Genomic DNA, 24,438 nt, shown 5'->3' with positions numbered 1-24,438 from the left:
GGCGCATGGCCCTGAAAAACATGTGATTTTATTGAATTAATGCGATTTTGATTAAGCAAGTGTGGACAAAGTGCCGGCTAGTCCTTCGGCCGCGGCCGTACGATGACCACCTCGTCGTGCCGGCCCAGGTTCAGCAGCGCCCGGGCGCGCTCGTCCAGCAGATCGGGGTCCAGATGCTCCGGCTGCAGCCGGCCGACCCGCCTTTCCAGACGCTCCCGCTGCGCTTCCACCTCCACGGCGGCCAGCTTCGCCTGTTCGAGGTCCTTGTTCAGACTGAGCCAGGCCAGGAAGCCGCGGTCGCCCTGGATCGCATGGTAGAGGAAGTACAGCATCACGCAGGCCGAGAGGAACTGGGGGGCGACCTGCCGGACCCGACGCCGGATGTCCCTGACGCTTGACATGGACCCAGAGAATCACAGGCCGATTCGCGGCGTCAACCAAAAAGCTTAGGATTCTCGGAGCGATCCCTCGATGGCCAAGGCCGGGACCGCGGACCCGGCCCTGCGCTCAGGTCCCGGGCGCCTCGGGATCTTCGGGGTTTCGGGTGGCCAGGCCCGGACGGAAATCCAGGACCAGGGCCAGCGCCGCCAGTGCCAGGACCGCATAGCCGGCCGGCCGCAGCGAGACCTCGGGCACCTCGTAGAGCGCCATGACGATCGCGAGCGGTCCGACGAAGATCGCGAATGCGGCCAGGAAATCTGCGGCTTTCCGGCTTAAGCCGCGCTGCACCACGATCAGGCCGGCGAGCGCGGCCGCCGGCTGCAAGATCACCAGGTCCCAGGCGATCGGCGCCGCCAGCGGCCCCTCGGCCGCGGCCCGCACCGCCCCGGCCAGGTCACGGAAGCCGCAGCCGGAATAGCTCTCGCCCGCCAGAGCCAGCCAGGGCAGGACGAAGAGCAGGAGGGACAGGACCAAAAGGCCGCTGCGCCGCCAGCGGAAGGGCAGTTGCGTCCAAGTCCTCAAGGACGACTCCGCCTCAGCGGCTCCCGGCGAAGACTCGGGCGCCGGGGTAGTGGGCGGCCAGGCCGAGTTCCTCCTCGATGCGCAGCAGCTGGTTGTACTTGGCCGTCCGGTCGCTGCGCGACAGCGAGCCGGTCTTGATCTGGCCGCAGTTGGTCGCCACCGCGAGGTCGGCGATGGTGTTGTCCTCGGTCTCGCCCGAGCGGTGCGACATGACCACGCCGAAGCTGGCCTTCTGGGCCATCTCGACCGCCGCCAGGGTCTCGGTCAGGCTGCCGATCTGATTGACCTTGACCAGGATGGCGTTGCCGGCGCCGGCCTCGATGCCGCGGGCCAGCCGCTCGGTGCTGGTGACGAAGAGGTCGTCGCCGACCAGCTGCGCCTTGGCGCCCAGCTCGGCGGTCAGTGCGCTCCAGCCCTCCCAGTCGTCCTCGGCCAGGCCGTCCTCGATCGAGCGGATCGGGTAGGCTGCGGCCAGCTCGGCCAGGCGCCGGACCATGGCCTCGGAGTCCAGGGTCTTGCCCTCGCCTTCCAGGTGGTACTTGCCGTCGCGGTAGAATTCCGTGCTGGCGGTATCGAGGGCCAGGAGAATATCTTCGCCCGGCTTCAGGCCGGCCGCCTCGATCGCCTTCATGACCGCGTCCAGGGCCTCTTCCGCGGTCGAAAGGCCCGGCGCGTAGCCGCCCTCGTCGCCGACGTTGGTATTGTGGCCCGCCGCCTTGAGCTGGCCGCCCAGGGCGTGGAAGACCTCCGCGCCGTGACGCAGGGCCTCGGCGAAGCTGTCGGCGCCGACCGGGGCGATCATGAACTCCTGGAAGTCGATGGTGTTATCGGCGTGGGCGCCGCCGTTGATGATGTTCATCAGGGGCACCGGCAGGCTCCGCGCCTGGGTGCCGCCGACATAGCGGTAGAGCGGCAGCCCGGCTTCCTCCGCCGCGGCCTTGGCGACCGCGAGGCTGACCCCGAGCACGGCGTTGGCGCCGAGGCGGGCCTTGTTCGGGGTGCCGTCCAGCTCGGCCATCATCATGTCGATCTGGACCTGGTCCTCGGCGTCGAGCCCGGAGAGCACGTCGAGGATCTCGTGGTTGACCGCCTCGACGGCCTGGAGCACACCCTTGCCGCGGTAGCGCGCCCTGTCGCCGTCGCGCAGCTCGACCGCCTCGTGCGCCCCGGTCGAGGCGCCCGAGGGCACCGCGGCGCGGCCGAAGGCGCCGCTCTCCAGCACCACGTCGACCTCGACGGTGGGATTGCCGCGGGAGTCGAGGACCTCCCGGCCCCGGATATCGACGATGGCTGTCATGATCCTCTTTCCCTCTTCACTGGACCGGCAAGACGAGTGACGGCGGCCCAACATACTCCATGAGCGTTGGCCCGCTACAAGCTATCCACATCGACGGCGCCTACATCAGCCGCGACTGGGCGACCGCCGCTTCGATGAAGGAGGTGAACAGCGGGTGTGGCGCGAAGGGCTTGGACTTGAGCTCGGGATGGAACTGGACGCCGATGAACCAGGGATGCGCCGGCAACTCGACGATCTCCGGCAGCTCCCCGTCCGGCGACAGGCCGGAGAAGCGCAGCCCTGCATCCTCGAGCCTGGCGCGGTAGTTGATGTTGACCTCGTAGCGGTGCCGGTGGCGCTCGCTGATCTCGGTCGCGCTGTAGATCCCGGCGACCTGGCTGCCTTCCGCGATCAGGCAGGGATAGGCGCCGAGCCGCATGGTGCCGCCCAGGTCGCTGGCGGCGTCGCGGCGCTCGACGACGTTGTCGCGGGTCCACTCGGTCATCAGGCCGACCACCGGGTGCTCGCAGCCGCCGAACTCGGTCGAGCCCGCGCCGCCCAGGCCGGCGAGATTCCGGGCCGCCTCGATGACCGCCATCTGCATGCCGAAGCAGATGCCGAAATAGGGCACGCCCCTGGTCCGCGCGAAGCTGGCGGCGGCCACTTTGCCCTCCGAGCCGCGCTCGCCGAAGCCGCCGGGCACCAGAATGCCGTGGACGCCCTCCAGGCGATCGACCGCGCCCTCGGATTCGAAGATCTCCGAATCGAGCCAGTTGACCTTGACCCGGACGTTGTTGGCGATGCCGCCGTGGGTCAGGGCCTCGGCTAGGGATTTGTAGGAATCGATTAGGCTGGTGTACTTCCCGACCACCCCGATGGTGACCTCGCCGTCGGGCTGGCGGATGCGGCCAACCACCCGGTCCCAGACTTCCAGGTCGGGCGCGCCGCCGCCCAGCGAGAAGTGGCGGCAGACCTCCCGGTCCAGGCCCTCCTCGTGGTAGCTGCGCGGCACCGCGTAGATGGTGTCGACATCGAGGGCTTGGATCACCGCTTCCCGGCGGATGTTGCAGAACAGGGCGATCTTGCGCCGTGCGTCCTCGTCGATCTCGTGCTCGGTGCGGCAGACGATCATGTCCGGCTGGATGCCGACGCTCTGGAGCTCCTTGACCGAATGCTGGGTCGGCTTGGACTTCAGCTCGCCGGCCGAGGCGATGTATGGCAGCAGGGTCAGGTGGATGAACATGCTGCGCTCGCGGCCGAGCTCGTTGCCGAGCTGGCGGATCGCCTCGAGGAACGGCAGGCCCTCGATGTCGCCGACCGTGCCGCCGATCTCGCAGACCACGAAGTCCTCGTCGGTGAGCCCGGCCCGCACGAAGTCCTTGATCGCGTCGGTGACGTGGGGGATCACCTGGACCGTGGCGCCCAGGTACTCGCCGCGCCGTTCCTTGGCCAGGACCTGGGAGTAGATCTGCCCGGTGGTGACGTTGTCGCCGCGCCGCGAGGGCACGCCGGTGAAGCGCTCGTAGTGCCCCAGGTCGAGGTCGGTCTCGGCCCCGTCGTCGGTGACGTAGACCTCGCCGTGCTGATAGGGGCTCATGGTCCCCGGATCGACGTTGAGGTAAGGATCGAGCTTGCGCAGGCGGACCTTGAAGCCGCGCGCCTGGAGCAGCGCGCCGAGGGCCGCAGAGCAAAGACCTTTACCGAGGGAGGAGACCACGCCGCCGGTGATGAAGATGAACCGCGCCATGGACCCGCACTATCGGTCCAACGACCGGCCGGGGCAAGCCTCCGCGGGGCGCGTCATCGCAATTGTCACGGAGGCCGCAGAATCCCAGCGGAAAGCGAGAATTGCCGGGCCGCGCCGAGGTCTCGCGGGGGCGCCGCAAGGGGCCATCCGCGCGCGCCTCGGCCTGGCGAGCGAAAGAAAGCGATCTCGATTCGTGGGGCGGTCGTCCTGGGGTTTCGAGATCCCGGTCACTGAACCGGGACCGAGGGCTCCGCCGGCTCGCCCTGGCCGGTTTCCGCCGGGGCCGTTTCGCTCTGGATCGGGGCGTCGAGGATCGAGCCCGCCTCCCGGTCACCGCCGGCCAGGAGCGTCAGGGTCAGGCTGGTCACCATGAAGCAGGCGGCCAGGATCGCGGTGGTCCGGGTCAGGAGGTTGGCCGTGCCGCGGCCGGTCAGGAATCCGCTCATGCCGCCCCCGCCGCCGCCGCCGCCGCCGATTCCGAGGCCGCCGCCTTCGCTCTTCTGGAGCAGGACGGTCCCGATCAAGGCGATCGCAAGAAGCAGGTGGATGACGAGGAGGACGGTGGTCATCGGTTCGGTCTCGTTGCTCTTGTCCGGGGGCGCTGGCGACGTCCGGGCCGGCGGGCGCATGCCGCTGAGGCCGGGTCGGTCGCGGCAGCTTTTTAGCGGCTCCGGCGGCCCCTGACCAGCCCGGATTTCCAGCCCGCGGCAGGGCCTAGCCGCAGGCCCGGGCGATGGCCAGGAAATCCTCGGCCTTAAGGCTGGCACCGCCGATCAGGCCGCCGTCGACCTCCGCTACGGCCAGCAGCTCTGCGGCATTGGCCGGCTTCATCGAGCCGCCGTAGAGAATGCGGACGGCCGCCGCGGCCTCGTTGCCCAGCCTGGCCTCGAGCCAGCGCCGGACCGCGCCGTGGAGCTCGCCGACCTCGGCGGCGCTCGGGGTCCGGCCGCTGCCGATGGCCCAGACGGGCTCGTAGGCGATTGCCAGGACCTGCCCGGGTCCGAGCCGTGGCAGGGAACCGGCCAGCTGGGCTTCGACCACGGCCAGGGTGCGGCCGGCGTCCCGCTCCGCTGCGGTCTCGCCGACGCAGACGATCGGGGTCAAGCCGGCGGCCAGCGCCGCGCCCGACTTGGCCTGGACCAGGGCGTCGGTCTCGCCGTGATCGCTGCGCCGCTCTGAATGGCCGAGGATGACGTAGGCGCAGCCGGCGTCTTTCAGCATGGCGGCGGAGATGTCGCCGGTGTGGGCGCCGGCCTCGGCGCTGTGGCAGTCCTGGCCGCCGAGCGCGATCGGCGTCCCGGCGATCATGCCGCCGACCGTCTCCAGCACACACGCGGGCGGGCAGACCAGAAGGTCGCAGGACGGTGCCGCGCAGGCGATCCCGTCCAGCAGGCTCTGCGCCAGATTTCGAGAAGAGGCGCGCAAGCCATTCATCTTCCAGTTGCCGGCAATCAGCTTGCGCCGCATGGTCGGACCCCTCCCTGCTAAGCCTGACCGGTCCCTTAGCACAGTGCCGCAAGGCCCGCAAAGCCCGCCGAGATTTGCGTGTTGCCGGGCAAATCCCGCGACTCTAAGATGCCGCGCCCACGAACGCCGACGCCTTTTGCGCCGAGCCTCATCTGCGAAGCCGACAGCCGAGACCGGGAGACAACAGCCCCGCCATGTTGAACAGCCTGCGCAAAACCGGTGCCAAGATCGTCACTTTCATCCTCTTCGGGCTTCTGATTCTGAGCTTCGCGGTCTGGGGCATCGGCGACATCGTGCGCGGTCCGGCGCTCAGCTCTTCGGTGATCCAGGTCGGCGACACCCAGGTGCCGCGCGAGGACTTCGACCGGGCCCTGCGGCAGTCCATGGACCGCATACAGCAGATGCTGGGCCAGCCGATGGACATGCGCCAGGCGCGCAGCTTCGGCCTGGTCGATCAGGTCCTCGGCGAGCTGAGCAACCGGGCCCTGCTCGATCAGCTGTCCAGCGATATGGGGCTGGTGGTCAGCGACGAGCAGCTGCTCAAGGTGGTCCGCGAGATCTCCGCCTTCCAGAATGCCGCGGGCGAGTTCGACCAGATGATCCTGGACCAGACCCTGCGGAACGCGAACATGACCAGGGGCATGCTGCTGGATCAGCTGCGCCGGGAGACTAACCAGGATCAGATCAACGCCGCGGTCACCGAAGGCATCGCCGCCCCGGAGAGCCTCGCGGACATCCTCTACCGCTATCGTTCGGAACGGCGGATCGCCGAGTACCTCGTCCTGCCGCGCACCGGGGTTGAGGTGCCGGCGGATCCCGAGGAAGCGGCGCTCGAGGCCTTCTACCGGGACAATGGCGGCCGCTTCATGGCGCCGGAGTACCGCAGCCTCACCTACCTCCACCTGGCGGTCGCGGACGTCTCCGCCGAGATCAGCATTCCCGAGGAGGACTTGCGGGCGGCCTTCGAGGAACGCCGCGAAGAGTACGTGGTCCCCGAGCGGCGCCAGATCGCGCAGTTCATCCTGCCCGACGAAGGCGCGGCCAAGGCGGCGGCTGAGAAATTGGCGACCGGCAGCGACTTCGCCGTCGTCGCCGAGGAGACCACCGGGAACCCGCCCATCGACCTTGGCGTGCTGACCAGGGAAGAGCTTCTGCCCGAGATCGCCGACGCGGTCTTCACGCTCGAGGCGGAGCAGGCCAGCGCACCCCTGGAATCTCCGCTGGGCTGGCACCTCGTGCGGGTCGGGACGATCGAGCCGCGTCAGGAACCCGACTTCGCCGAGGTCCGCGAAAGTCTGCTCCAGGAGCTGACCGAGACCGAGGCGTTGGACCGGATCCTGGATACTGCCGGCCAGCTGGACGACGACCTCGGCCGCGGCGACACCCTGGAACAGGTTTCGGACAGCCTCGGCCTGCCAATCAAGAAGGTGGACGCGATCGCACGGAACGGCCGTGACCGCGCGGACCAGGAAGTGGCCGGCCTGCCGGACCCGCGTTCCTTCCTGCGCGAGGCCTTCGACCTGGAGAGCGGCGAGGAAAGCCTGGTCATTGAGACGGCCAACGGCGGCTACTTCGTGGTCCGTGTCGACGGCATCACCGCGAGCGCGCAGCGCCCCTTCGCCGAGGTCCGCGACGAGGCCCTCACCGCCTGGCGCGAGCAGGAGATCGACCGCCTACTGCGTGAGAAGGCCGAGAGCCTGGCCCAGCGGCTCGGCGAGGCCGGCGACCTGGCCGGGATCGGTTCGACCGAAGGCCTGAGCCTGGCCAAGACCGAGCCTTTGCGGCGCGAGGACAGCGGCCCGGAAAAGGTGCCCGCACCCGAGTTGACCGGCCGGCTCTTCGAGGCAAAGCCGAACGGCGTGGTCACCGCGGCCTCCTCGGACGGCTATGTCGTCGCCAAGCTGGTCGAGATCCTGCCGGCCGACCCGGCCGGCGACCCGGAAGGCCTGGCCGCCTTGCGCGACCAGCTTGGGGCCGGCCTTCAGCAGGACTTCATGGCCCAGTTCATCGCCGCCCTGCGCGAACGCTACGACATCACGGTGAACCAGCAGCTGGTCGATCAGTTGACCGGCAACATCTGAGCCGATGCGCGCACAGCCCGACTTCGCGGCCTTCGCCCGAGCCTACGAAGAGGGCCGGGCGCAGATCGTCTCGACCACCCTGGTGGCCGACCTGGAGACCCCGGTCTCCGCCTTCCTGAAGCTCGCCGACGGCCGGCCCAACAGCTTCCTTTTCGAGTCCGTGGAAGGCGGTGCGACCATCGGCCGCTATTCCTTCCTCGGTCGCAAGCCGGACCTGATCTGGCGCTGCCGCGAGGGCCGCGCCGAGATCAACCGCCAGGCCCACTTCGACCTGCAGAGCTTCGAGCCCCTGTCCGGCAAGCCCTTGGAGACCCTGCGCGCGCTGGTGGCGGAATCGCGCATTGACCTGCCACCGGGCCTGCCGCCGATGGCCTCGGCCCTGGTCGGCTTCATGGGCTACGACATGGTCCGGCAGATGGAGCGTCTGCCCGACGAGAACCCGGACGTCCTGGGCGTGCCCGAGGCGGTCTTTCTGCGGCCAAGCGTGATCGCGGTCTTCGACCGGGTCGAGGACCTGATCACGGTCTTCTCCCCGGTCTGGCCCGACCCCGAAGTCGGCGCCAAGGCCGCCTATGGACGGGCCTGCGAGCGGCTGTCCGACGTGGTCGTCGACTTCGAGCGCTCCTTGCCCTACCGGCGCGAGCCGGTCGAGGCGGCCGCGGCGCTGCCCGAGCCGAAATCGAACATGACGCCGGAGGCCTTCCGGGCCATGGTCGAGCGCGGCAAGGAGTACATCTTCGCCGGCGACGTCTTCCAGGTCGTGCTGTCGCAGCGTTTCACCCTGCCCTTCGCGCTGCCGCCCTTCTCGCTCTACCGCGCCTTGCGCCGGCTCAACCCTTCGCCCTTTCTGTTCTTCCTCGACTTCGGCGGCTTCTCGATCGTCGGCTCCAGCCCCGAGATCCTGGTCCGGCTGCGCGAGGGCGAGGTGACGATCCGGCCCCTGGCGGGCACCCGGCCCCGCGGGCGCAGCGCCGAGGAGGACCGGCAGCTGACCGAGGAGCTGCTGGCCGACCCCAAGGAACGCGCCGAGCACCTGATGCTGCTGGATCTTGGCCGCAACGACGTCGGTCGGGTCGCCAAGGTCGGCAGCGTCAGGGTCACCGAGCAGTCCACCGTCGAGACCTACAGCCACGTCATGCACATCGTCTCCAATGTGATCGGCGACCTGGCCGAGGGCGAGGACGCGATGAGCGCCCTGGTCGCCGGCTTTCCGGCCGGAACGGTCTCCGGCGCGCCCAAGGTCCGGGCCATGGAGATCATCGACGAGCTGGAGCCCGAGCGGCGCAGCATCTACGCCGGGACCGTTGGCTACTTTGGCGCCGGCGGCGCCATGGACACCTGCATCGCCCTGCGCACCGCCCTGGTGAAGGACGGCGAGGTCGTGATCCAGGCCGGCGGCGGCATCGTCGCCGACAGCGATCCCGAGGCCGAGTATCAGGAGAGCTGCAACAAGGCGCGCGCCGTCATCCGGGCAGCCGAGGAAGCCATGCGTTTCGCGGCCCAAAAGACGTGAGCGGAGAGCCTTCAACCGGCCTATGCGCCGGACCTCAGCCGGAGACGTTGCGGCGTCCCACGATGTCGCTGATCGGCACGAAGACGAAGCCGCGGGCCTTGGCCTCCGGGATCCAGGCCTCCAGCACCCTGATCGTCTCACTGTAGGGATGGCCGATGCCGACGGCGTAGCCGCGGCGGCTCGCCAGCCGTTCCAGCTTCGCGAGCTGCGTCCGGATGTCATCGGCCTCGGCGACGTTGTCGATGAAGACGTCGCGCCGGGCGAAGGGCACACTGAAGGCCTCGGCCACCTCCCCGCCGACGCTGTCTGCGATGGTCTGGGAGTCGAGGAACAGCAGGCCGCGGCGCTTCAGCGCCTGCATCACAAGGGCCATGTCGGGCGCCGATGCGGTGAAGCGGCTGCCCATGTGGTTGTTGACCCCGACGAAGCCCTCGAAGCGGCCAAGGCCCCAGTCCAGGCGCTGCGCCAGATCGGCCTCAGCCATGCCGGTGATCAGGACGTTCGGCCCGGGGTCGGTCGCACGGTCCCTGGGCTCCATGGGCAGGTGCACCAGCAGCTCGTGTCCGGCCTCTCTGGCGCGCCGGGTCAGGCGCGGCAGATCATAGCCGTAGGTCATGAAGGCCAGCGAGAGCGGCGCGGGCAGCGTGATCGCCTTGCGGGTATTCGGCAGGTTGAGCCCGAGATCGTCGAGGACGATGGCAATTGCAGGGCGGCCTTGGAGTGCGCCCACCGGCACGGCATGGCGCCGCCAGGCCGGTTCCGAGATTTCGACCGGGCTTTCCCGGGTCGGCTCCACATGGGCCAGCCGCCTCGGCTCCTCGGTTGCCACGTCGGGGGGCGCCGAGACGGGTTCGTCCGGCTCGCCCGCTTCCGCCCTCGCCTCCGGTTCGAAGCCGGCCTGCGCCGGGTCGCGCTCCGCCCCGCCGTCCTTAGGCAGGGAACCGGGCGCGGGCGGCGCTGGCCTGGCCGGACGGAACACGGCCAAGTCATGCCGCGACGGACCGCGGCGCCACATGCCGGGCGCGGCGCGCTCGGCGGCCGGCCTCTCCAAGGCCGCCAAGCGGGTCTCGAAGTCGTCGCGGGCAATTTGGGTCCCGACGACGGCGCCGATCAGGGCGCCGCTGAAGAACAGCCCGACCGCCCCGAACACGAGCCAGGACTGCTGCGAAGGCTCCCTGCGCGGCGCCGGCGCCTTCTTGGGCGTCGTGCGTTTTGCGGTCTTCGCCTTTTGCGGCTGCTTTCGGCGCCGTCTTCGTCCCACGTCGCGTCCCTTTCGCCGAGAGGCCCGCCGACTCGAAAGCTCGGACCGGCGCCCCTTGCCGCTCGCCCGCCAGGCGACTGCACCTTCATTGGAAGACGAAGGTTAAGGTTCGGTTTATGATCCTCAGCCCTGCGGCGGGCTGGCGCGGCGCCCGACCGGGCGGGCAGCGCTTTCTTCGCTCCCGGCGACCTGATATAAGAAGAGCCGGCAGTTCAACGCAGTTATGAGCAAACCAAAATAAAGCTCTGTAATGTTTCTGCTTATAGATAATTACGATAGCTTCACCTACAACCTCTACCATTTCCTGGGGGAGCTGGGCGCGCGCGTGACCGTCAGGCGGAACGACGCGCTGAGCGCCGAGGAGGCCCTGGAAATGGCGCCTCAGGGGATCATCCTGTCGCCCGGCCCCTGCGATCCCGACCAGGCCGGGATCTGCCTGGAGCTGGTGAGCAAGGCCGCAGGGCGCCTGCCCCTGCTCGGCGTTTGCCTCGGGCACCAGGCCATCGGCCAGGCCTTCGGCGGCCGGGTGGTGCGGGCGCCGGCGCCGATGCACGGCAAGCTGAGCCCGATCCGGCACGAGGCCGGCGGCGTCTTCGAGGGCCTGCCCTCGCCGCTGTCGGCGACCCGCTATCATTCCCTGACCGTCGAGCGAGACAGTCTGCCGGACAGCCTGGAGGTTACCGCCGACACCGAGGACGGCACCATCATGGGGCTGCGCCACCGCGAGCTGCCGATCCATGGCGTGCAGTTCCACCCGGAGAGCATCGCCTCCGAGCACGGCCACGCCCTGCTGCACAACTTCCTCGCCATCGCCGGCCACAACGCCTGAGCCGGGGCCGAACCAGGGACATTTCGCATGGCGGCCGACACCACGGATTTCCGGACCCTCCTGTCCTACGTCGCAAGCGGCGGCCAGCTCTCCGAAGACCAGGCCCAGGCCGCCTTCGGCATCATGATGTCTGGCGATGCCACGCCCTCGCAGATGGGAGGCTTCCTCATGGCCCTGCGGGTCCGCGGCGAGACCGTGGCCGAGATCACCGGCGCCGTGCGGACCATGCGCGCCAAGATGCTGCCGGTCGAGGCGCCGCCGGGTGCGATCGACACCTGCGGCACCGGGGGCGATGCCAAGGGAACCCTGAACGTCTCGACCGGCGCCCAGTTCGTCGTCGCCGCCTGCGGCGTCCCCGTGGCCAAGCACGGCAACCGGGCGCTGTCGTCCAAGACCGGCGCCGCCGACGTCCTGGCCGCGCTGGGGGTCAACATCGACGCCGACCTGAAGCTGATCGAGCGGGCCCTCAAGGAGGCCGGGACCTGCTTCCTGATGGCGCCGCGGCACCACAGCGCCATGCGCCACGTCGCCCCGACGCGGGTCGAGCTCGGCACCCGGACGATCTTCAACCTGCTCGGCCCGCTGTCAAACCCGGCCGGGGTCAAGCGGCAGCTGATCGGCGTCTTCGCCAAGGAATGGGTCGAGCCCCTGGCCCAGGTCTTGAAGAGCCTTGGACACGAGCGCGCCTGGGTGGTGCACGGCGCCGACGGCCTGGACGAGCTCAGCACGACCGGGCCCTCGACGGTGGCCGAGCTCAGGGACGGCGAAATCCGCGTCTTCGAGGTCTCGCCGCAGGAGGCCGGCCTGCCCGAGGCGCGCCTGGGGGACCTGCTGGGCGGCGACCGGGAGACCAACGCGGCGGCCCTGCGCGCCCTGCTCGGCGGCGAGAGCGGCCCCTACCGCGACATCGTGCTCTATACGGCCGCCGCCGCGCTGCTGGTGGCGGACAAGGTCTCGGACCTCAAGCAGGGCGTCGTGATGGCGGCCGAGGCGATCGCCAGCGGCAGGGCCAAGGCCGTGCTGGACCGCCTGGTGGCGATCACCAACGAAGGCGCCCCGCAATGAGCCGCCCGGCCAAGCGGATCGAGAGCGACGTCCTGGCGCGGATCTGCGCCGACAAGCTCGACCACGTCGCCGCCTGCAAGGCCGCCCTGCCGCTGCCGGAGCTGGAGGCCCGGGCACGACAGGCTTCCGCGCCACGCGGGTTCCTCGATCGCCTGCGCCGGGTCGCGGCGGCCGAGGGCTATGCCCTGATCTGCGAGGTCAAGAAAGCCTCGCCTTCCAAAGGCCTGATTCGGGAAGACTTCGACCCGCCGTCCTTGGCCCGGGCCTACGAGGCCGGCGGCGCGGCCTGCCTCTCGGTGCTGACCGACGCGCCTTACTTCCAGGGCGAATCGCAGCACCTGATCGCGGCCCGCGCGGCCACGGCCCTGCCCGTGCTGCGCAAGGACTTCATGCTGGATCCCTACCAGGTGACCGAGGCCAGGGCCCTGGGCGCCGACTGCATCCTGCTGATCCTGGCGGCCCTGGAGGACGGTCAGGCGGCGGAACTGGAGGCTGCGGCCGTCGCCCTGGGCATGGACGTGCTGCTGGAGGTCCACGACGCCGAGGAGCTGTCGCGGGCGCTCGCCCTGCGCTCGCCGCTGATCGGCATCAATAACCGCAATCTCAAGACCTTGGAGGTTGATCTTGCAGTCACCGAGGCCCTGGCGGCGGGGCTGCCAGAAGATCGCTTCCTGGTCTCGGAGAGCGGACTCTACTCGCCCGAGGACCTGGCCCGCATGCGCGCCACCGGCGCCCGGGCCTTCCTGATCGGCGAGTCTCTGATGCGCCAGGACGACGCGGCCGCGGCCGTCGCGGCCCTGCGGCCGACCCGCGCGGAGACGGCGGAATGAGCGGCTTCACCCATCTGGACGAACAAGGCCGGGCGGTCATGGTCGACGTCGCCGACAAGGCCGAGACCGAGCGCCGGGCGGTGGCCAAGGGCCGCATCTTCATGGCTCCAGAGACCCTGGCGCTGATCCGCGAGGGCGCGGTCAAGAAGGGCGACGTGCTCTCGGTCGCCCGGCTTGCAGGCATCATGGGGGCCAAGCGGACCCCGGACCTGATCCCGCTCTGCCATCCTCTCGCGCTGACCTCGGTCAAGGTCGACCTGGAACTCGACGAGGCCGAGACGGCGGTCGAGATCACCGCCAGCTGCGCCCTCAAGGGCCGGACCGGGGTCGAGATGGAGGCCCTGACCGCGGTCGCCGTGGCGGCGTTGACGGTCTACGACATGTGCAAGGCCCGGGACCGCGCCATGCGCATCGGCGACATCCGCCTGGTGCACAAGTCCGGCGGGAAGTCCGGAACCTACGAGGCGCCCTGATGATCTCGGTCGAAGAGGCGCTGGCCCGCATCCTCGGCGCCTTCTCGCCCCTGCCGGCGGAGACCGTGGGCCTGACCGAGGCCTTGGGACGGGTCCTGGCCGAGGACGTCACCGCCGCCCTCACCCAGCCGCCCCACGACGTTTCGGCCATGGACGGCTACGCGGTCCGTGCGGCCGACCTGACGGAGGTTCCGATCGACCTCGAAGTCGTGGCCGAGATCGCCGCCGGCACCCGGCGCGACGAAGCGCTTGGGCCCGGGCAGGCGGTCCGAATCTTCACCGGCGCGCCGCTGCCGCCCGGCGCCGACGCGATCGTGATCCAGGAGAACACCGAAGCCGGGTCCGGACAGGTCCGGATCTTCAAGTCCGTCGGGCCCGGCCGCTATGTCCGGCCCGCCGGGCTCGATTTCCGGGCCGGCGAGGCGGGGATCGCCGCAGGCCGGCGCCTGACCTCTCGGGACATCGGCCTGGCCGCGGCGATGAACCGGCCCTGGCTCAAGGTGCGGCGGCGGCCGCGGGTCGCGATTCTTTCCACCGGCGACGAAGTTGTGCTGCCGGGCGAGGCCCTGGGCGAGAGCCAGATCGTCGCCTCCAACGGCTTTTCGCTTTCCGCCTTCGTCACCGCGGTCGGTGGGCAGGCGATCCACCTGGGCATTGCCGCCGACGAGCGGGCGCGGCTCGACGCCGCCCTGGACCAGGCCGCCGGCAGCGACCTCCTGGTCACGTCCGGCGGCGCTTCGGTCGGTAAGCACGACCTGGTCCAGGGCGCCCTCGTCGACAAGGGCATGGATCTGGACTTCTGGAAGATCGCCATGCGGCCAGGCAAGCCGTTGATGTTCGGCCGGATGGGGCCGACGCCGGTTTTGGGCCTGCCGGGCAACCCTGTGTCGAGCCTGGTCTGCGCCCTTCTCTTTCTGCGCCCGGCGATCTCTGCCCTGCTCGGCGTTGCGGAAGACCTCCCGGAAGAGACCGCGATCCTGGGCCGCGATCTGGGCGAGAACGACGAACGCCAGGACTATCTGCGCGCCCGGCTCAAACCCGACGCCAGCGGGCAGCTGACTGCGGTGCCTTTCGAGCGCCAGGACAGCTCCATGCTCGCAACCCTGTCGCGCGCCGACTGCCTGGTCGTCCGCGCGCCCCATGCTCCGCCGACGGCCGCCGGCGAGCGGGTCACGATTCTGCGCCTGGGCGGCCCGCTGCTCGGGATCTGAGGCCCCCGGCGAAGGATCTCCCCGGTGGCGGGTAATACCCCCAATGGCGCTGCTGACGTTTTCCTGTCATATCACCCCTTGACGAAATAAGAGAACCAAACTAGAACATGTAAGAAGTTTTTGTTTTGTTCTAGATATAGTGGTTCAAGATAATTCTCCAGGGGGCCAAGCGAGGCGTACGACATGCTCACGCGAAAACAGCACGAATTGCTCAGCTTCATTCACCAACACCTGAACCGACACGGCGTCTCCCCCTCCTTCGACGAGATGAAGGATGCGCTGGGTCTGAAGTCGAAGAGCGGCATTCATCGCCTGATCACCGGCCTCGAAGAGCGCGGCTTCATCCGACGCCTAGCGCACCGGGCCCGCGCGGTCGAGGTCGTGCGTCTGCCCGACGACATAGAGGCGCCGGCAGCGCTGCCGGCCAACGTGATCAAGGGCGATTTCAGCGGCCAGCACGGCAAGAGCCATCCGCCGGCGGCCAACGCACTTGAACTCCCCTTCTTCGGCCGGATCGCGGCCGGCACGCCGATCGAGGCGCTGCGCGACCATTCCAGCTTCGTCGAGGTGCCGCCCTCGCTGATCGGCGGCGGCGAGTACTACGCCCTCGAGGTCGAGGGCGACTCCATGATCGAGGCCGGGATCCTGGACGGCGATACCGTGATCATCGAGCGCTCCGAGCACGCCGACAACGGGGTCATCGTCGTCGCCCTGATCGACGGCGAGGAAGTCACCCTGAAGCGCCTGCGCCGCCGCGGCCAGGCGATCGCGCTGGAACCCGCCAACCCGGCCTACGAGACCCGAATCTTTCCGCCGGACCGGGTCAAGGTCCAGGGCCGCCTGATCGGGCTTCTGCGCCAGTACTGACGGCGCTGACGCATGATCGCGTCACACCGCAACGGTTTGACGCGTGAAGCAGGCTTCAACTTTTTCAAGTGGATCGAGGAAATCCCGCCTCACCTTTGGGTCTGGCCCTCGGCGGGCCGGGCGCTCGACGCCTCGGGTTTGCGCACCCAAGGCCGATCGCCCCGTTGCGCCCTGACGCTCGCGACCCGCGGCGCAGCCGCGTTCAGCCAGACGGCGTGGGTGCCGTTGCGCCAGAGGTCGAAGCGGTCAATCACCAGCCGCGGCTCCGGGCATTCCAGGCCCCGTAGCGGCTCCAGGCTGACCAGGACCTCGACGGTCCTGCAGTCCTCTTCCAGAGCCTCGCCCGTCAAAGCCAGGCCAAGGTGGCGGCCGGGGGCGAACTCGAAGACGCAGCCGAGGGCGTCGCAGCGGAGGCCGGGTTCCGGCTGCCCGCCGCCCCGGTCCCAGGCCCGCGCGGCCTCGGCCCCCGAACGGCGAAGCCAGATGTCGCGCCGGTAGCGCTCCCGCTTCAGCGCCGAGAAGACCAGGGCGCCGTCCGCGGCCCGCAGCGCGAGCAGCCTGCCGTCGCCGCTGACCAGGAAGTCCGGCGGGCTCGTAAGCGCGATCGAGGCCGCGCCCAGCAGGGGCCCGGCCAACCCGACGAGCCGCCATCGCCGTTCCCAGAGGCAGAGCCAAAGGCCGCCGAAGGCCGCTGCGGCCAGGCCCCAGAGCGGCATCGCCCGGACCGGGATCACGGCGCCCTCCCAGCCGGCGATCTCACCGGCCACGGCGAGCAGGAGCTCGATGCCGGTGCCCATGACGGCGAGGGCCCCGGCCTCCAGCCCGAAAGGCAGAAGCAGCATGGCGACCACCGCGGCCGGCATGATCCAGAAGGCGGTCAGGGGTATGGCGACCAGGTTGGCGAAGAGGCCAAAGACTGCCAAGCGGTTGAAATGGAAGATCGCGAAGGGGGCCGTTGCCAGGTTGGCGATGACCGAGGACAGCAGGAGGAAGCCCAGATAGAGGCCCAGGCGGGTCAGCAGGCGCCGGTCGCGCGGCCCGGCGGCCCGGCGCCGGCTCAGCCACTCGTAGCCCGCGACCAGGGCGGTGACGGCGGCGAAGGACATCTGGAAGCTGGCCGACAGCAGGCTTTCCGGCGACAGCAGCAGGATCAGCGCTGCCGCGGCCGCCAGCAGCCGCAGGGAGATCGGCTGCCGGTCGAGCACGACGGCCAGCAGCGCCAGTCCGACCATCACGTAGGCACGCTGGGTCGGGATCGTGGCGCCGACCAGGAAGAGGTAAATCAGGGCGGCCGCCGCCGCCAGGACCGCCGCCCACTTCTTGATCGGAAACCGAAGGGCCAAAGCCGGGATCAAGGCCAGGCCCGCGCGCGCCGCGAAGAACACCAGGCCGGCGACCAGGCCCAGATGGAGTCCGGATATCGCCAGGAGGTGCGCCAGGCCCGAGGCCCGCATGTCCTCCAGGACGCCTTCCGGGATCGCGCTTCGGTCACCGGTGATCAAGGCGACCGCGACCGCGCCGGGGATTCCGTCCAGGGCCACCGTGATCCTCTGTGCGAGCGCCTGCCTCAGGCCCGCCCAGGCAAGACGGGACTGGCGGCGCCCTCCGCCTTCGTCTGGGCCGGTCTCGACGCGCGGCGCCGTGACGGCGTAGCCCACGGCCCCGAGGCGCTGGAAATAGGCGCGCCGCGCGAAATCGAAGGCGCCCGGAGCGGCCGGCTCGGGTGGCGGTCGAAGCACCGCCCGCAGCCTGACGAGATCGCCTGGCCGGAGACCGGGCTGCGGACGCAGCAGGCGCAGCCGCAGGCGAGCCGGCGTCGCCTCTGCCGGCAGTCCGGCGATCTGGGTGTCCCGGAGCAGCACCCGGGGCCGCGACTCCACGATCTCGACCTCTACCACCCGACCGGAGACCCAGCCGGGGCCAAGCTCTTCGGTCAGCACCGGCGCGGCGACGGTCAGGGTCCGGAGCATCGCGACGAAGAGGCCGAGGCCGAACATGCCCAGCGCCGACGCAAGGCCGCGCGGGGCGGCGCGCTGCCAGACCAGCCAGACCAGCGCCAGGAGGCCAAGGCCGAGCGGCAGAAGCAGCCAGGACGGCGGTTCCTGCGGCAAGGCGAAGTAGCCCGCGATCCCCAGACCCAGGCAAACCGGCAGCCAGAGGCTCGCACGGCCGCTCTCGGCCGCCAGCAACCCGACGAACCGGCCAAGCGGCCGTAGCCCGCGGAGCCGGGCCAGGACAGGTTCCGCTGCCACCTCCGCCATTCCGGCGAGCTTCCCCCTTCGGTTTCTTGGCATGCCAAGGCGGGCCGGCTGTGGTAAGCAGCCCCGCCGGGGCAATGACCCCCAGCCACAGAGTGAGCGAAACACGATTCCAAAGCCATGAGCGTCGTCACACGGTTTGCCCCTTCGCCCACCGGCTTCCTGCACATCGGCGGTTGCCGCACGGCCCTGTTCAACTGGCTCTACGCGCGCCACCACGGCGGCCGCTTTCTGCTGCGTATCGAGGACACCGACCGCAAGCGCTCGACGCCGGAGGCGATCGCGGCGATCCTCGACGGCCTGCGCTGGCTGGGCCTCGACTGGGACGGCGAGGAGGTCTATCAGTCGGAGCGTGCCGAGCGCCATGCCGCCGTGGCCCGGGCCCTGGTCGAGGCCGGCAAGGCCTACCACTGCTACTGCAGTCCGGAAGAGCTCGAGGAAATGCGCCAGAAGGCCCGGGCGGAAGGCCGCTCGGCCTTCTACGACCGGCGCTGGCGGGACCGGGATCCAGCCGACGCACCGGCCGACGTCGAACCCGTGGTCCGGATCAGGGCGCCACTGGACGGCGAGACGGCCATCGAGGACGGGGTCCAGGGCCGGGTCGCCCTGGCCAACCAGCAGCTCGACGACATGGTCCTGCTGCGCGCCGACGGCACGCCGACCTACATGCTCTCGGTGGTGGTGGACGATCACGACATGGGGGTAAGCCAGGTCATCCGGGGCGACGATCACCTGACCAACGCCTTCCGCCAGACCGTGCTCTACCGGGCCATGGACTGGGCGCCGCCGGCCTTCGCCCACATCCCGCTGATCCACGGCGACGACGGCGCGAAGCTCTCCAAGCGGCACGGCGCCCTAGGAATCGAGGCCTATCGTGAGATGGGCTACCTGCCGGAGGCGATGCGGAATTACCTTCTGCGCCTGGGCTGGTCGCATGGCGACGACGAGTTCATCTCGACCGAAGAGGCGATCGCCTGGTTTGATCTCGATGGCATCGGCCGCTCGCCCTCGCGCTTCGACATGGCGAAGCTGAACAACGTCAATGCGCACTACCTCAAAGAAGCCGACGACGACCGCCTGGCCGGCCTGATCTGCGACGGCCCGGGGACCGCCATCGACGAGGGCGCCAGGGCGCGCCTCACGGCGGCCATTCCAATCCTCAAGCCGAGAGCGAAAACCCTTGTCGAACTATCTGACGCGGCTGGATTTCTTTTAGCTCGACCCAGCACGCTGACACCGAAGGCGGCGAAGATCCTGGATCCTGCCGCACGGGACCTTCTGGTGCAGCTCGCGGCCGGCCTCGCGGCCAGCGAAACTTGGGACGAGGCGGCCCTGGAGGGCGTGGTGCGGGCCTTCGCCGAGGTCCAGGGCGTTAAGCTCGGGGCCGTTGCACAGCCCCTCCGTGCCGCCCTGACCGGCTCCCACGCCTCGCCCGGCATCTTCGAGGTCATGGCCCTGCTGGGCCGCGAGGAAAGCCTGGCGCGGCTCGCCGCGCCGCCCGCAGGAGAGGCCTGAAACCGAGGCGGCGCAATTGATCAGAGCGTTAAGACTCTTTATGCTGCGGCGCAGCTAAACTCATGACAATCCATGACTCCCGGAGATCCGAGGTATGACCCAGAAGAGCTCGGCCGCGACCGCGCCGTCGCCGCGTACGGTGACGGTAACCGACAATTCCACCGGACAGTCCTGGGAGCTTCCGGTCCACGAGGCGGTGCTTGGCCCAGCAGTCGTTGACGTTCGACAACTCTACGGCACCGCGGGCTATTTCACTTTCGATCCGGGCTTTACCTCGACCGGCAGCTGCGAGTCGAAAATCACCTTCATCGACGGCGACGAAGGCGTTTTGCTGCACCGCGGCTACAAGATCGAGGATCTGGCGGAGAACAGCGACTTCATGGAGGTCTGCTATCTTCTGCTGCACGGCGAGCTGCCGACCCTGGTCGAAAAGCAGAGCTTCGAGCAGACGATCACTTACCACACCATGCTGCACGAGCAGCTGACCTATTTCTATCGCGGCTTCCGGCGCGACGCTCACCCCATGGCGATCATGGTCGGTGTGGTCGGCGCCCTCTCCGCCTTCTATCACGACTCCACCGATATCAGCGATCCGCACCAGCGCATGGTGGCCTCACACCGGCTGATCGCCAAGATGCCGACCATCGCCGCCATGGCCTACAAGTTCTCCATCGGCCAGCCCTTCGTCTATCCGCGCAACGACTTGGACTACGCCGCGAACTTCCTGCACATGACGTTCAGCGTGCCGGCGGAGGAGTATAAGGTCAGCCCGGTTCTGGCCCGAGCGATGGACCGAATCCTGATCCTGCATGCCGATCACGAGCAGAACGCCTCGACCTCGACCGTTCGCATCTCCGGCTCCAGCGGCGCCAACCCCTTTGCCTGCATCGCGGCCGGGATCGCCTCGCTCTGGGGCCCGGCGCACGGCGGGGCCAACGAGGCCGTGCTCGCCATGCTGCAGGAGATCGGCACCAAGGACCGCATCCCGGAGTTCGTCGAGCGCGCCAAGGACAAGAACGATCCCTTCCGGCTGATGGGCTTCGGGCACCGGGTCTACAAGAACTACGATCCGCGGGCCTCGGTGATGCGCAAGTCCTGCCACGAGGTGCTGGACGAGCTGGGCATCAAGGACGAGCCGCTGCTAGCCCTGGCGATGGAGCTGGAGCGCATCGCGCTGGAAGACGAGTACTTCGTCGAGAAGAAGCTCTTCCCCAACGTCGACTTCTATTCCGGCATCATCCTTAAGGCGATGGGTTTCCCGACCTCGATGTTCACGGTGCTCTTCGCCGTCGCCCGCACGGTCGGCTGGGTCGCCCAGTGGAAGGAGATGATCGAGGATCCGAGCCAGAAGATCAGCCGGCCTCGCCAGCTCTACACCGGGCACGCTCAGCGCGATTTCGTGCCGCTCGACCGGCGCGCCTGAGGTTCGGGCCGAGTAGATCTCGGCGGACTACTCCGGCTCCCGGTCCAGGATCATGGCGGTGAACTGGGCCTCGGCGACCAGGCTGCCACCAACCGTGGCTTCGCCTTTGCATTTCCAGACGGTCGGGCGGCCACGCAGCCGGCTCACCTTGATTTCAAGGATGTCTCCCGGCGCCACGGGCTTGCGGAATCGCGCCTCCTCGATCGACATGAAGTAGACGAGCTTGCCGGCGGTGTCGGGCCCCAGGGACTCGACGACCATGACCGCCGCAGTCTGGGCCATGGCTTCGATGATCAGAACCCCTGGCATCACGGGATGCCGAGGAAAATGCCCTTCGAAATACCACTCGTTCATCGAGACGTTCTTGATCCCGATGGCATATTCGTTCGGCACGATCTCCTGGATACGATCGATCATCAGGAAGGGATAGCGGTGCGGGATCATCTCCATGATCTCGCCGATATCCTTGGCCCTGCTCTGCGCCTGGCCGGTCCTTGCGTCGTCCATCTTCACGGTCCTTCAACTTCACGACTTCGATGACCGGGGCCAAGGATCGCTTGGCCGACGTCAGCCGCACGGGCGAAAGCCGGCTTGGTTGCGGCTCTCGGTACGATGCGAGACCCGGCTTCGGGCGCCAGCGCCTGTCTCCCAGATTTACGAGAATTCGCCGACTTGGACCACCCCTTCGGAGGAGAAAGTGCGGCCGCGCCGGACCGGTCAGGCCTTTCCAAACAGGCTCCTAATTTTGCAAAGCCGGCAGGCTGACGCTCGAAAGGCTGGCATTCAGCTTCTGTAGAGCCTCTTCGGTGATCTCCATTTCGGGCCTGACGTAAACCACGGTCGCCCGCTGCAAAACCAGATCGGCTTGGCGCGCTTTGGCGATGTCGCGGGTGATGTCGACCAAAGCGGCCTGGACTTCCTTCATGCCTTCGGCAAAAACCTTGTCCAGCGCGCGGCGCTTCTCCTGGATCTCACGCTGCAGAGCCCCGACCTGCTTCTCCAGATCCCGCTTCTTCTGGGAAAAGACCTCGGCAGACAGAATGGTGCTCTGGCGCATCAGCTCCTGGTCTTTCTCCCGCAGCGCCTTCTCCTTCTCCTTCAAGGCGTTCTGGTAGGCAGACCGCTGCTCCCCAACCTGTTTCTGGATCGAGCGCACCGCGACGGATTCGCGCAGGATCCTCTGCGTGTCGATGACGATGATGATCGGGGCTCCCTGGCCCTGAGCCTGAGCCGAGGGGACGGTCGAAGCCGTCGCCCAGATGGCAAGGACCAGAGCACAAATCGCCCGAGAAATCCGACTAGGGGTAGTCATGGGGCTAGAACCTCGTACCAACGCTGAAACGGAAAATCTCCTCTTCATCGAAGTCTTCCTTAATCAGCGGGATCCCGAAATCAACGACGAAAGGCCCCAGCGGCGAGTTCCATGAGATGCCCGCGCCCAAGGTCAAGCGCGGACTCGAGGAATCGTCGACATTGACGTCAACATCATTGTTGTCCAGATCCCACAACGCGCCGACTTCGGCAAACAGCCGGCCCTTGATCTGAAACTCCTCCGGCAGGCCCAGTGGAAAGGTCGCCTCTGCCGTTCCGACATAATAGTAGTTCCCGCCTAACGCGTCATCGGTGTCGGCATCGCGCGGCCCGATGCCGGCGAACTCGAAGCCGCGGAAGGTGCTTCCGCCGATGAAGAAGCGGTCGCTGACCTGGGTGTCCTTTCCAAGGCCGATCATGTAGCCGCCGATCGCGGTCACGCTCAGTATGACATCATCGAAGACCGGGTAATAGTAGGCGCCCTTGATGCTGTTCTTGCTGAAAAAGGCATCACCGCCAAGGCCTGCGACCTCGGTCGTCAGGCTGATCGCATAGCCGTCGCTGGGATTGAGCCGAGAATCCAGCCGGTTCCAGATCAGTTCCTGAGACATCGATGAAACGATCCGGTTGCCTTCCTGATCCTTCACCAATTCAGAGGCATCGTTGTCGACGTCCTGTACCTGTTGATACTTGCCGGTGTAGCGCCAGACCTGCCGAACGTCCTCAAAGAGGTCGTAGCCAATCCGGACACCGCCACCGGTCACCGTCTCGTTGAAGGAGCTTTCGTCCTGGTCCTGTTGCACCCGGAAAGCGTCGAAGCCGGCGCTGAGGTCCTTATCGAGGAAATAAGGCTCGGTGAAGCTGAGGTCGAGTTCCGAGCGGTCGCCGGAGAGCGTGAAGCTGAGCCGCAAATCCTGTCCGCGGCCCAGGAGGTTGCGTTCACGGATCGCGATATTGCCCACGGGCCCGACCGTGGTCGAGAAGCCGGCGCCAAAGGTCAGGTCACCTGTCGGTTGCTCCTCGACAGCCACCCGGACCACTGAACGATCGTCCTGTGACCCCTCTTCGGTGTCGACGGTGACGCTTCGAAAGAAACCGAGGTCCTGAACCCGCTGCCGCGACCGGCGCAGCTTGGTGGCATTGAAGGCATCGCCTTCCACCAGGCGAAACTCGCGGCGTATGACCTTGTCCAAGGTGCGCTCGTTGCCTTCGATCTCGATCCGCTCGACGAAGACCTTCGGTCCCTCTTGGATGTCATAGGTCAGATTGATGATGCGGTTCTCGACATCCTTGTCGACCCGCGGTCGGATGTCGACGAAGGCGTAGCCGAGGTCACCGACCGCCTCCGTCAGGCTTGTGATGCTCTCTTCGATTTCGTCGGCGTTGTAGGTGTCCCCCTCTTCCGTCACCACGCGCGAGCGCAGAGCGTTCGGGTCGAGGTTGCGGAGTGAAGTAATCACATCGATCTTGCCGAAAGTGTACTGCTCGCCCTCTTCGACCGTGAAGGTCAGGATGAAGCCCTCTCGGTCGGGGGTGAGCTCGGCGATGGCAGAGACCACGCGGAAATCGGCGAAGCCCTCTCTCAGATAAAACCGGCGCAGGAGTTCGCGGTCGAAGGACAGTCGGTCGGGGTCGTAGGTATCGGTCGCCGAGAAGATCCGCCAGAAAGCGGTTTCCTGAGTCACGATCTCGCCCCGCAGAGTGCCGTCGGAGAACTCCCGGTTGCCGATGAAGTTGATCGACTTGATGCCAGTGGTCGGACCCTCGTCGATCTCGAAGACCAGGTCGACGCGGTTCTGCTCGAGCTGGATCACCTTGGGTTCGACCACGGCGGCGAAGCGGCCGCTGCGGCGGTAGATATCGAGGATCCGCTTGACGTCGTTTTGGACCTTGGTGCGCGTGTAGACGATCCGGGGCCGGAGCTCGGTCTCGGCCTGCAAGGTCTCGTCGTCGATCCGCCTGTTGCCCTCGAAGGCCAGCCGATTGATGATCGGGTTCTCGACGATCGAAACGACCAGGGTGTTGCCTTCACGCCGGAAGGTCACGTCTGCAAACAGTCCCGTGTCGAAGAGCGCCTTGAGACCGCGGTCCAGCTTCACCGCATCGAAGGTGTCCCCCGGGTTCACGCCCATGTAGGAGCGAACGCTCGCCGGCTCGATCCGTTGCGAGCCCTCGATCCGGATTTCCTCGATCGTGCCGCCCGCGAAGATGCTCTGGGCGACCACGGATTCCGAGCTGGTCAGCAGGCTTGCCGCAATCAGAAGAAGTGCCAGCCCAAAGGCGGCGTTGCGAGCCAAGACGTCCTCTCCCTCCGTAGAGTCTTCCGGTTTGTTATTCAGACTTCACCG

21 protein-coding genes are annotated in these 24,438 nt (G+C 68.0%); 10 read left to right on the top strand and 11 right to left on the bottom strand.

Annotated features, from left to right (window positions below):
• Positions 1-77: 77 nt before the first annotated feature.
• The 6 genes from QNJ30_01470 to tpiA form a co-directional block, all read right to left on the bottom strand.
• Positions 78-401 carry a septum formation initiator family protein gene (locus QNJ30_01470; GenBank protein ID MDJ0942104.1) on the bottom strand — a complete coding sequence of 108 codons (324 nt, stop codon included), beginning with the start codon at positions 399-401 and terminating at the stop codon, positions 78-80.
• A gap of 106 nt (positions 402-507) precedes the next feature.
• A complete protein-coding gene (locus tag QNJ30_01465; protein ID MDJ0942103.1) occupies positions 508-963 on the bottom strand; it encodes a hypothetical protein in 456 nt (151 codons plus the stop codon).
• Between the two features lie 13 nt (positions 964-976).
• On the bottom strand, positions 977-2,260 hold the full coding sequence (eno, locus tag QNJ30_01460; protein ID MDJ0942102.1) for a phosphopyruvate hydratase: 1,284 nt from the start codon (positions 2,258-2,260) through the stop codon (positions 977-979).
• Between the two features lie 100 nt (positions 2,261-2,360).
• Complete coding sequence (locus QNJ30_01455) at positions 2,361-3,986, bottom strand: CTP synthase (GenBank protein MDJ0942101.1); 1,626 nt, start codon at positions 3,984-3,986, stop codon at positions 2,361-2,363.
• Between the two features lie 227 nt (positions 3,987-4,213).
• On the bottom strand, positions 4,214-4,555 hold the full coding sequence (secG, locus tag QNJ30_01450; protein ID MDJ0942100.1) for a preprotein translocase subunit SecG: 342 nt from the start codon (positions 4,553-4,555) through the stop codon (positions 4,214-4,216).
• 145 nt (positions 4,556-4,700) lie between these two features.
• Positions 4,701-5,453 (bottom strand): triose-phosphate isomerase, encoded by a 753-nt coding sequence (gene tpiA, locus QNJ30_01445; protein ID MDJ0942099.1) that lies wholly within the window; start codon positions 5,451-5,453, stop codon positions 4,701-4,703.
• 194 nt (positions 5,454-5,647) lie between these two features.
• On the opposite strand from tpiA, the gene QNJ30_01440 reads away from it, so the two are divergent.
• Together QNJ30_01440 and trpE are read left to right on the top strand one after the other, a co-directional pair.
• Positions 5,648-7,534 carry a peptidyl-prolyl cis-trans isomerase gene (locus QNJ30_01440; GenBank protein ID MDJ0942098.1) on the top strand — a complete coding sequence of 629 codons (1,887 nt, stop codon included), beginning with the start codon at positions 5,648-5,650 and terminating at the stop codon, positions 7,532-7,534.
• Between the two features lie 4 nt (positions 7,535-7,538).
• The gene (gene trpE, locus QNJ30_01435; GenBank protein ID MDJ0942097.1) at positions 7,539-9,047 is read left to right on the top strand and encodes an anthranilate synthase component I; all 1,509 of its coding nucleotides are present in this window, start codon (positions 7,539-7,541) and stop codon (positions 9,045-9,047) included.
• A gap of 34 nt (positions 9,048-9,081) precedes the next feature.
• Here trpE and QNJ30_01430 read toward each other — a convergent pair whose 3' ends face one another.
• The gene (locus QNJ30_01430; GenBank protein MDJ0942096.1) at positions 9,082-10,197 is read right to left on the bottom strand and encodes a divergent polysaccharide deacetylase family protein; all 1,116 of its coding nucleotides are present in this window, start codon (positions 10,195-10,197) and stop codon (positions 9,082-9,084) included.
• 361 nt (positions 10,198-10,558) lie between these two features.
• Between QNJ30_01430 and QNJ30_01425 the strand changes: the two genes are divergently transcribed.
• The 6 genes from QNJ30_01425 (at position 10,559) to lexA (ending at position 15,583) form a co-directional block, all read left to right on the top strand.
• On the top strand, positions 10,559-11,137 hold the full coding sequence (locus QNJ30_01425; GenBank protein ID MDJ0942095.1) for an aminodeoxychorismate/anthranilate synthase component II: 579 nt from the start codon (positions 10,559-10,561) through the stop codon (positions 11,135-11,137).
• A 27-nt stretch (positions 11,138-11,164) separates the two neighbouring features.
• Positions 11,165-12,202, top strand: coding sequence for an anthranilate phosphoribosyltransferase (gene trpD / locus QNJ30_01420; protein MDJ0942094.1), 1,038 nt, complete (start codon positions 11,165-11,167; stop codon positions 12,200-12,202).
• Entirely contained in the window at positions 12,199-13,032 is an 834-nt protein-coding gene (gene trpC / locus QNJ30_01415) for an indole-3-glycerol phosphate synthase TrpC (GenBank protein MDJ0942093.1), read from the top strand. Before trpD ends, trpC begins: the two co-directional genes overlap by 4 nt.
• Positions 13,029-13,505, top strand: coding sequence for a cyclic pyranopterin monophosphate synthase MoaC (gene moaC, locus QNJ30_01410; GenBank protein ID MDJ0942092.1), 477 nt, complete (start codon positions 13,029-13,031; stop codon positions 13,503-13,505). The genes trpC and moaC overlap by 4 nt, the downstream gene beginning before the upstream one ends.
• The gene (locus tag QNJ30_01405; protein MDJ0942091.1) at positions 13,505-14,716 is read left to right on the top strand and encodes a molybdopterin molybdotransferase MoeA; all 1,212 of its coding nucleotides are present in this window, start codon (positions 13,505-13,507) and stop codon (positions 14,714-14,716) included. The genes moaC and QNJ30_01405 overlap by 1 nt, the downstream gene beginning before the upstream one ends.
• A 183-nt stretch (positions 14,717-14,899) precedes the next feature.
• Entirely contained in the window at positions 14,900-15,583 is a 684-nt protein-coding gene (gene lexA, locus QNJ30_01400; GenBank protein ID MDJ0942090.1) for a transcriptional repressor LexA, read from the top strand.
• 89 nt (positions 15,584-15,672) lie between these two features.
• On the opposite strand, the gene QNJ30_01395 is transcribed toward lexA, so the two are convergent.
• On the bottom strand, positions 15,673-17,844 hold the full coding sequence (locus QNJ30_01395) for a ComEC/Rec2 family competence protein (protein ID MDJ0942089.1): 2,172 nt from the start codon (positions 17,842-17,844) through the stop codon (positions 15,673-15,675).
• Positions 17,845-17,961: 117 nt separating this feature from the next.
• Here QNJ30_01395 and gltX point away from each other — a divergent pair, with 117 nt between their 5' ends.
• Positions 17,962-19,356, top strand: a complete 1,395-nt coding sequence (gene gltX, locus QNJ30_01390; GenBank protein MDJ0942088.1) for a glutamate--tRNA ligase — start codon at positions 17,962-17,964, stop codon at positions 19,354-19,356.
• Positions 19,357-19,450: 94 nt separating this feature from the next.
• Positions 19,451-20,779: a citrate synthase gene (gene gltA, locus QNJ30_01385; protein MDJ0942087.1), complete on the top strand. Its 1,329-nt coding sequence runs from the start codon at positions 19,451-19,453 to the stop codon at positions 20,777-20,779.
• A gap of 27 nt (positions 20,780-20,806) precedes the next feature.
• Here gltA and fabZ read toward each other — a convergent pair whose 3' ends face one another.
• The 3 genes from fabZ to bamA form a co-directional block, all read right to left on the bottom strand.
• Entirely contained in the window at positions 20,807-21,286 is a 480-nt protein-coding gene (gene fabZ / locus QNJ30_01380) for a 3-hydroxyacyl-ACP dehydratase FabZ (GenBank protein ID MDJ0942086.1), read from the bottom strand.
• A 232-nt stretch (positions 21,287-21,518) separates the two neighbouring features.
• Positions 21,519-22,139: an OmpH family outer membrane protein gene (locus tag QNJ30_01375; protein ID MDJ0942085.1), complete on the bottom strand. Its 621-nt coding sequence runs from the start codon at positions 22,137-22,139 to the stop codon at positions 21,519-21,521.
• Positions 22,096-24,387: an outer membrane protein assembly factor BamA gene (bamA, locus tag QNJ30_01370; GenBank protein MDJ0942084.1), complete on the bottom strand. Its 2,292-nt coding sequence runs from the start codon at positions 24,385-24,387 to the stop codon at positions 22,096-22,098. Before bamA ends, QNJ30_01375 begins: the two co-directional genes overlap by 44 nt.
• Between the last annotated feature and the right edge of the window lie 51 nt (positions 24,388-24,438).

The sequence above is a fragment of the Kiloniellales bacterium genome, assembly GCA_030066685.1.
GTDB lineage: Bacteria > Pseudomonadota > Alphaproteobacteria > Kiloniellales > JAKSBE01 > JAKSBE01.
The sequence above is the reverse complement of the archived record's forward strand: the minus strand, read 5'-3'. Positions and strand labels throughout refer to the sequence as shown.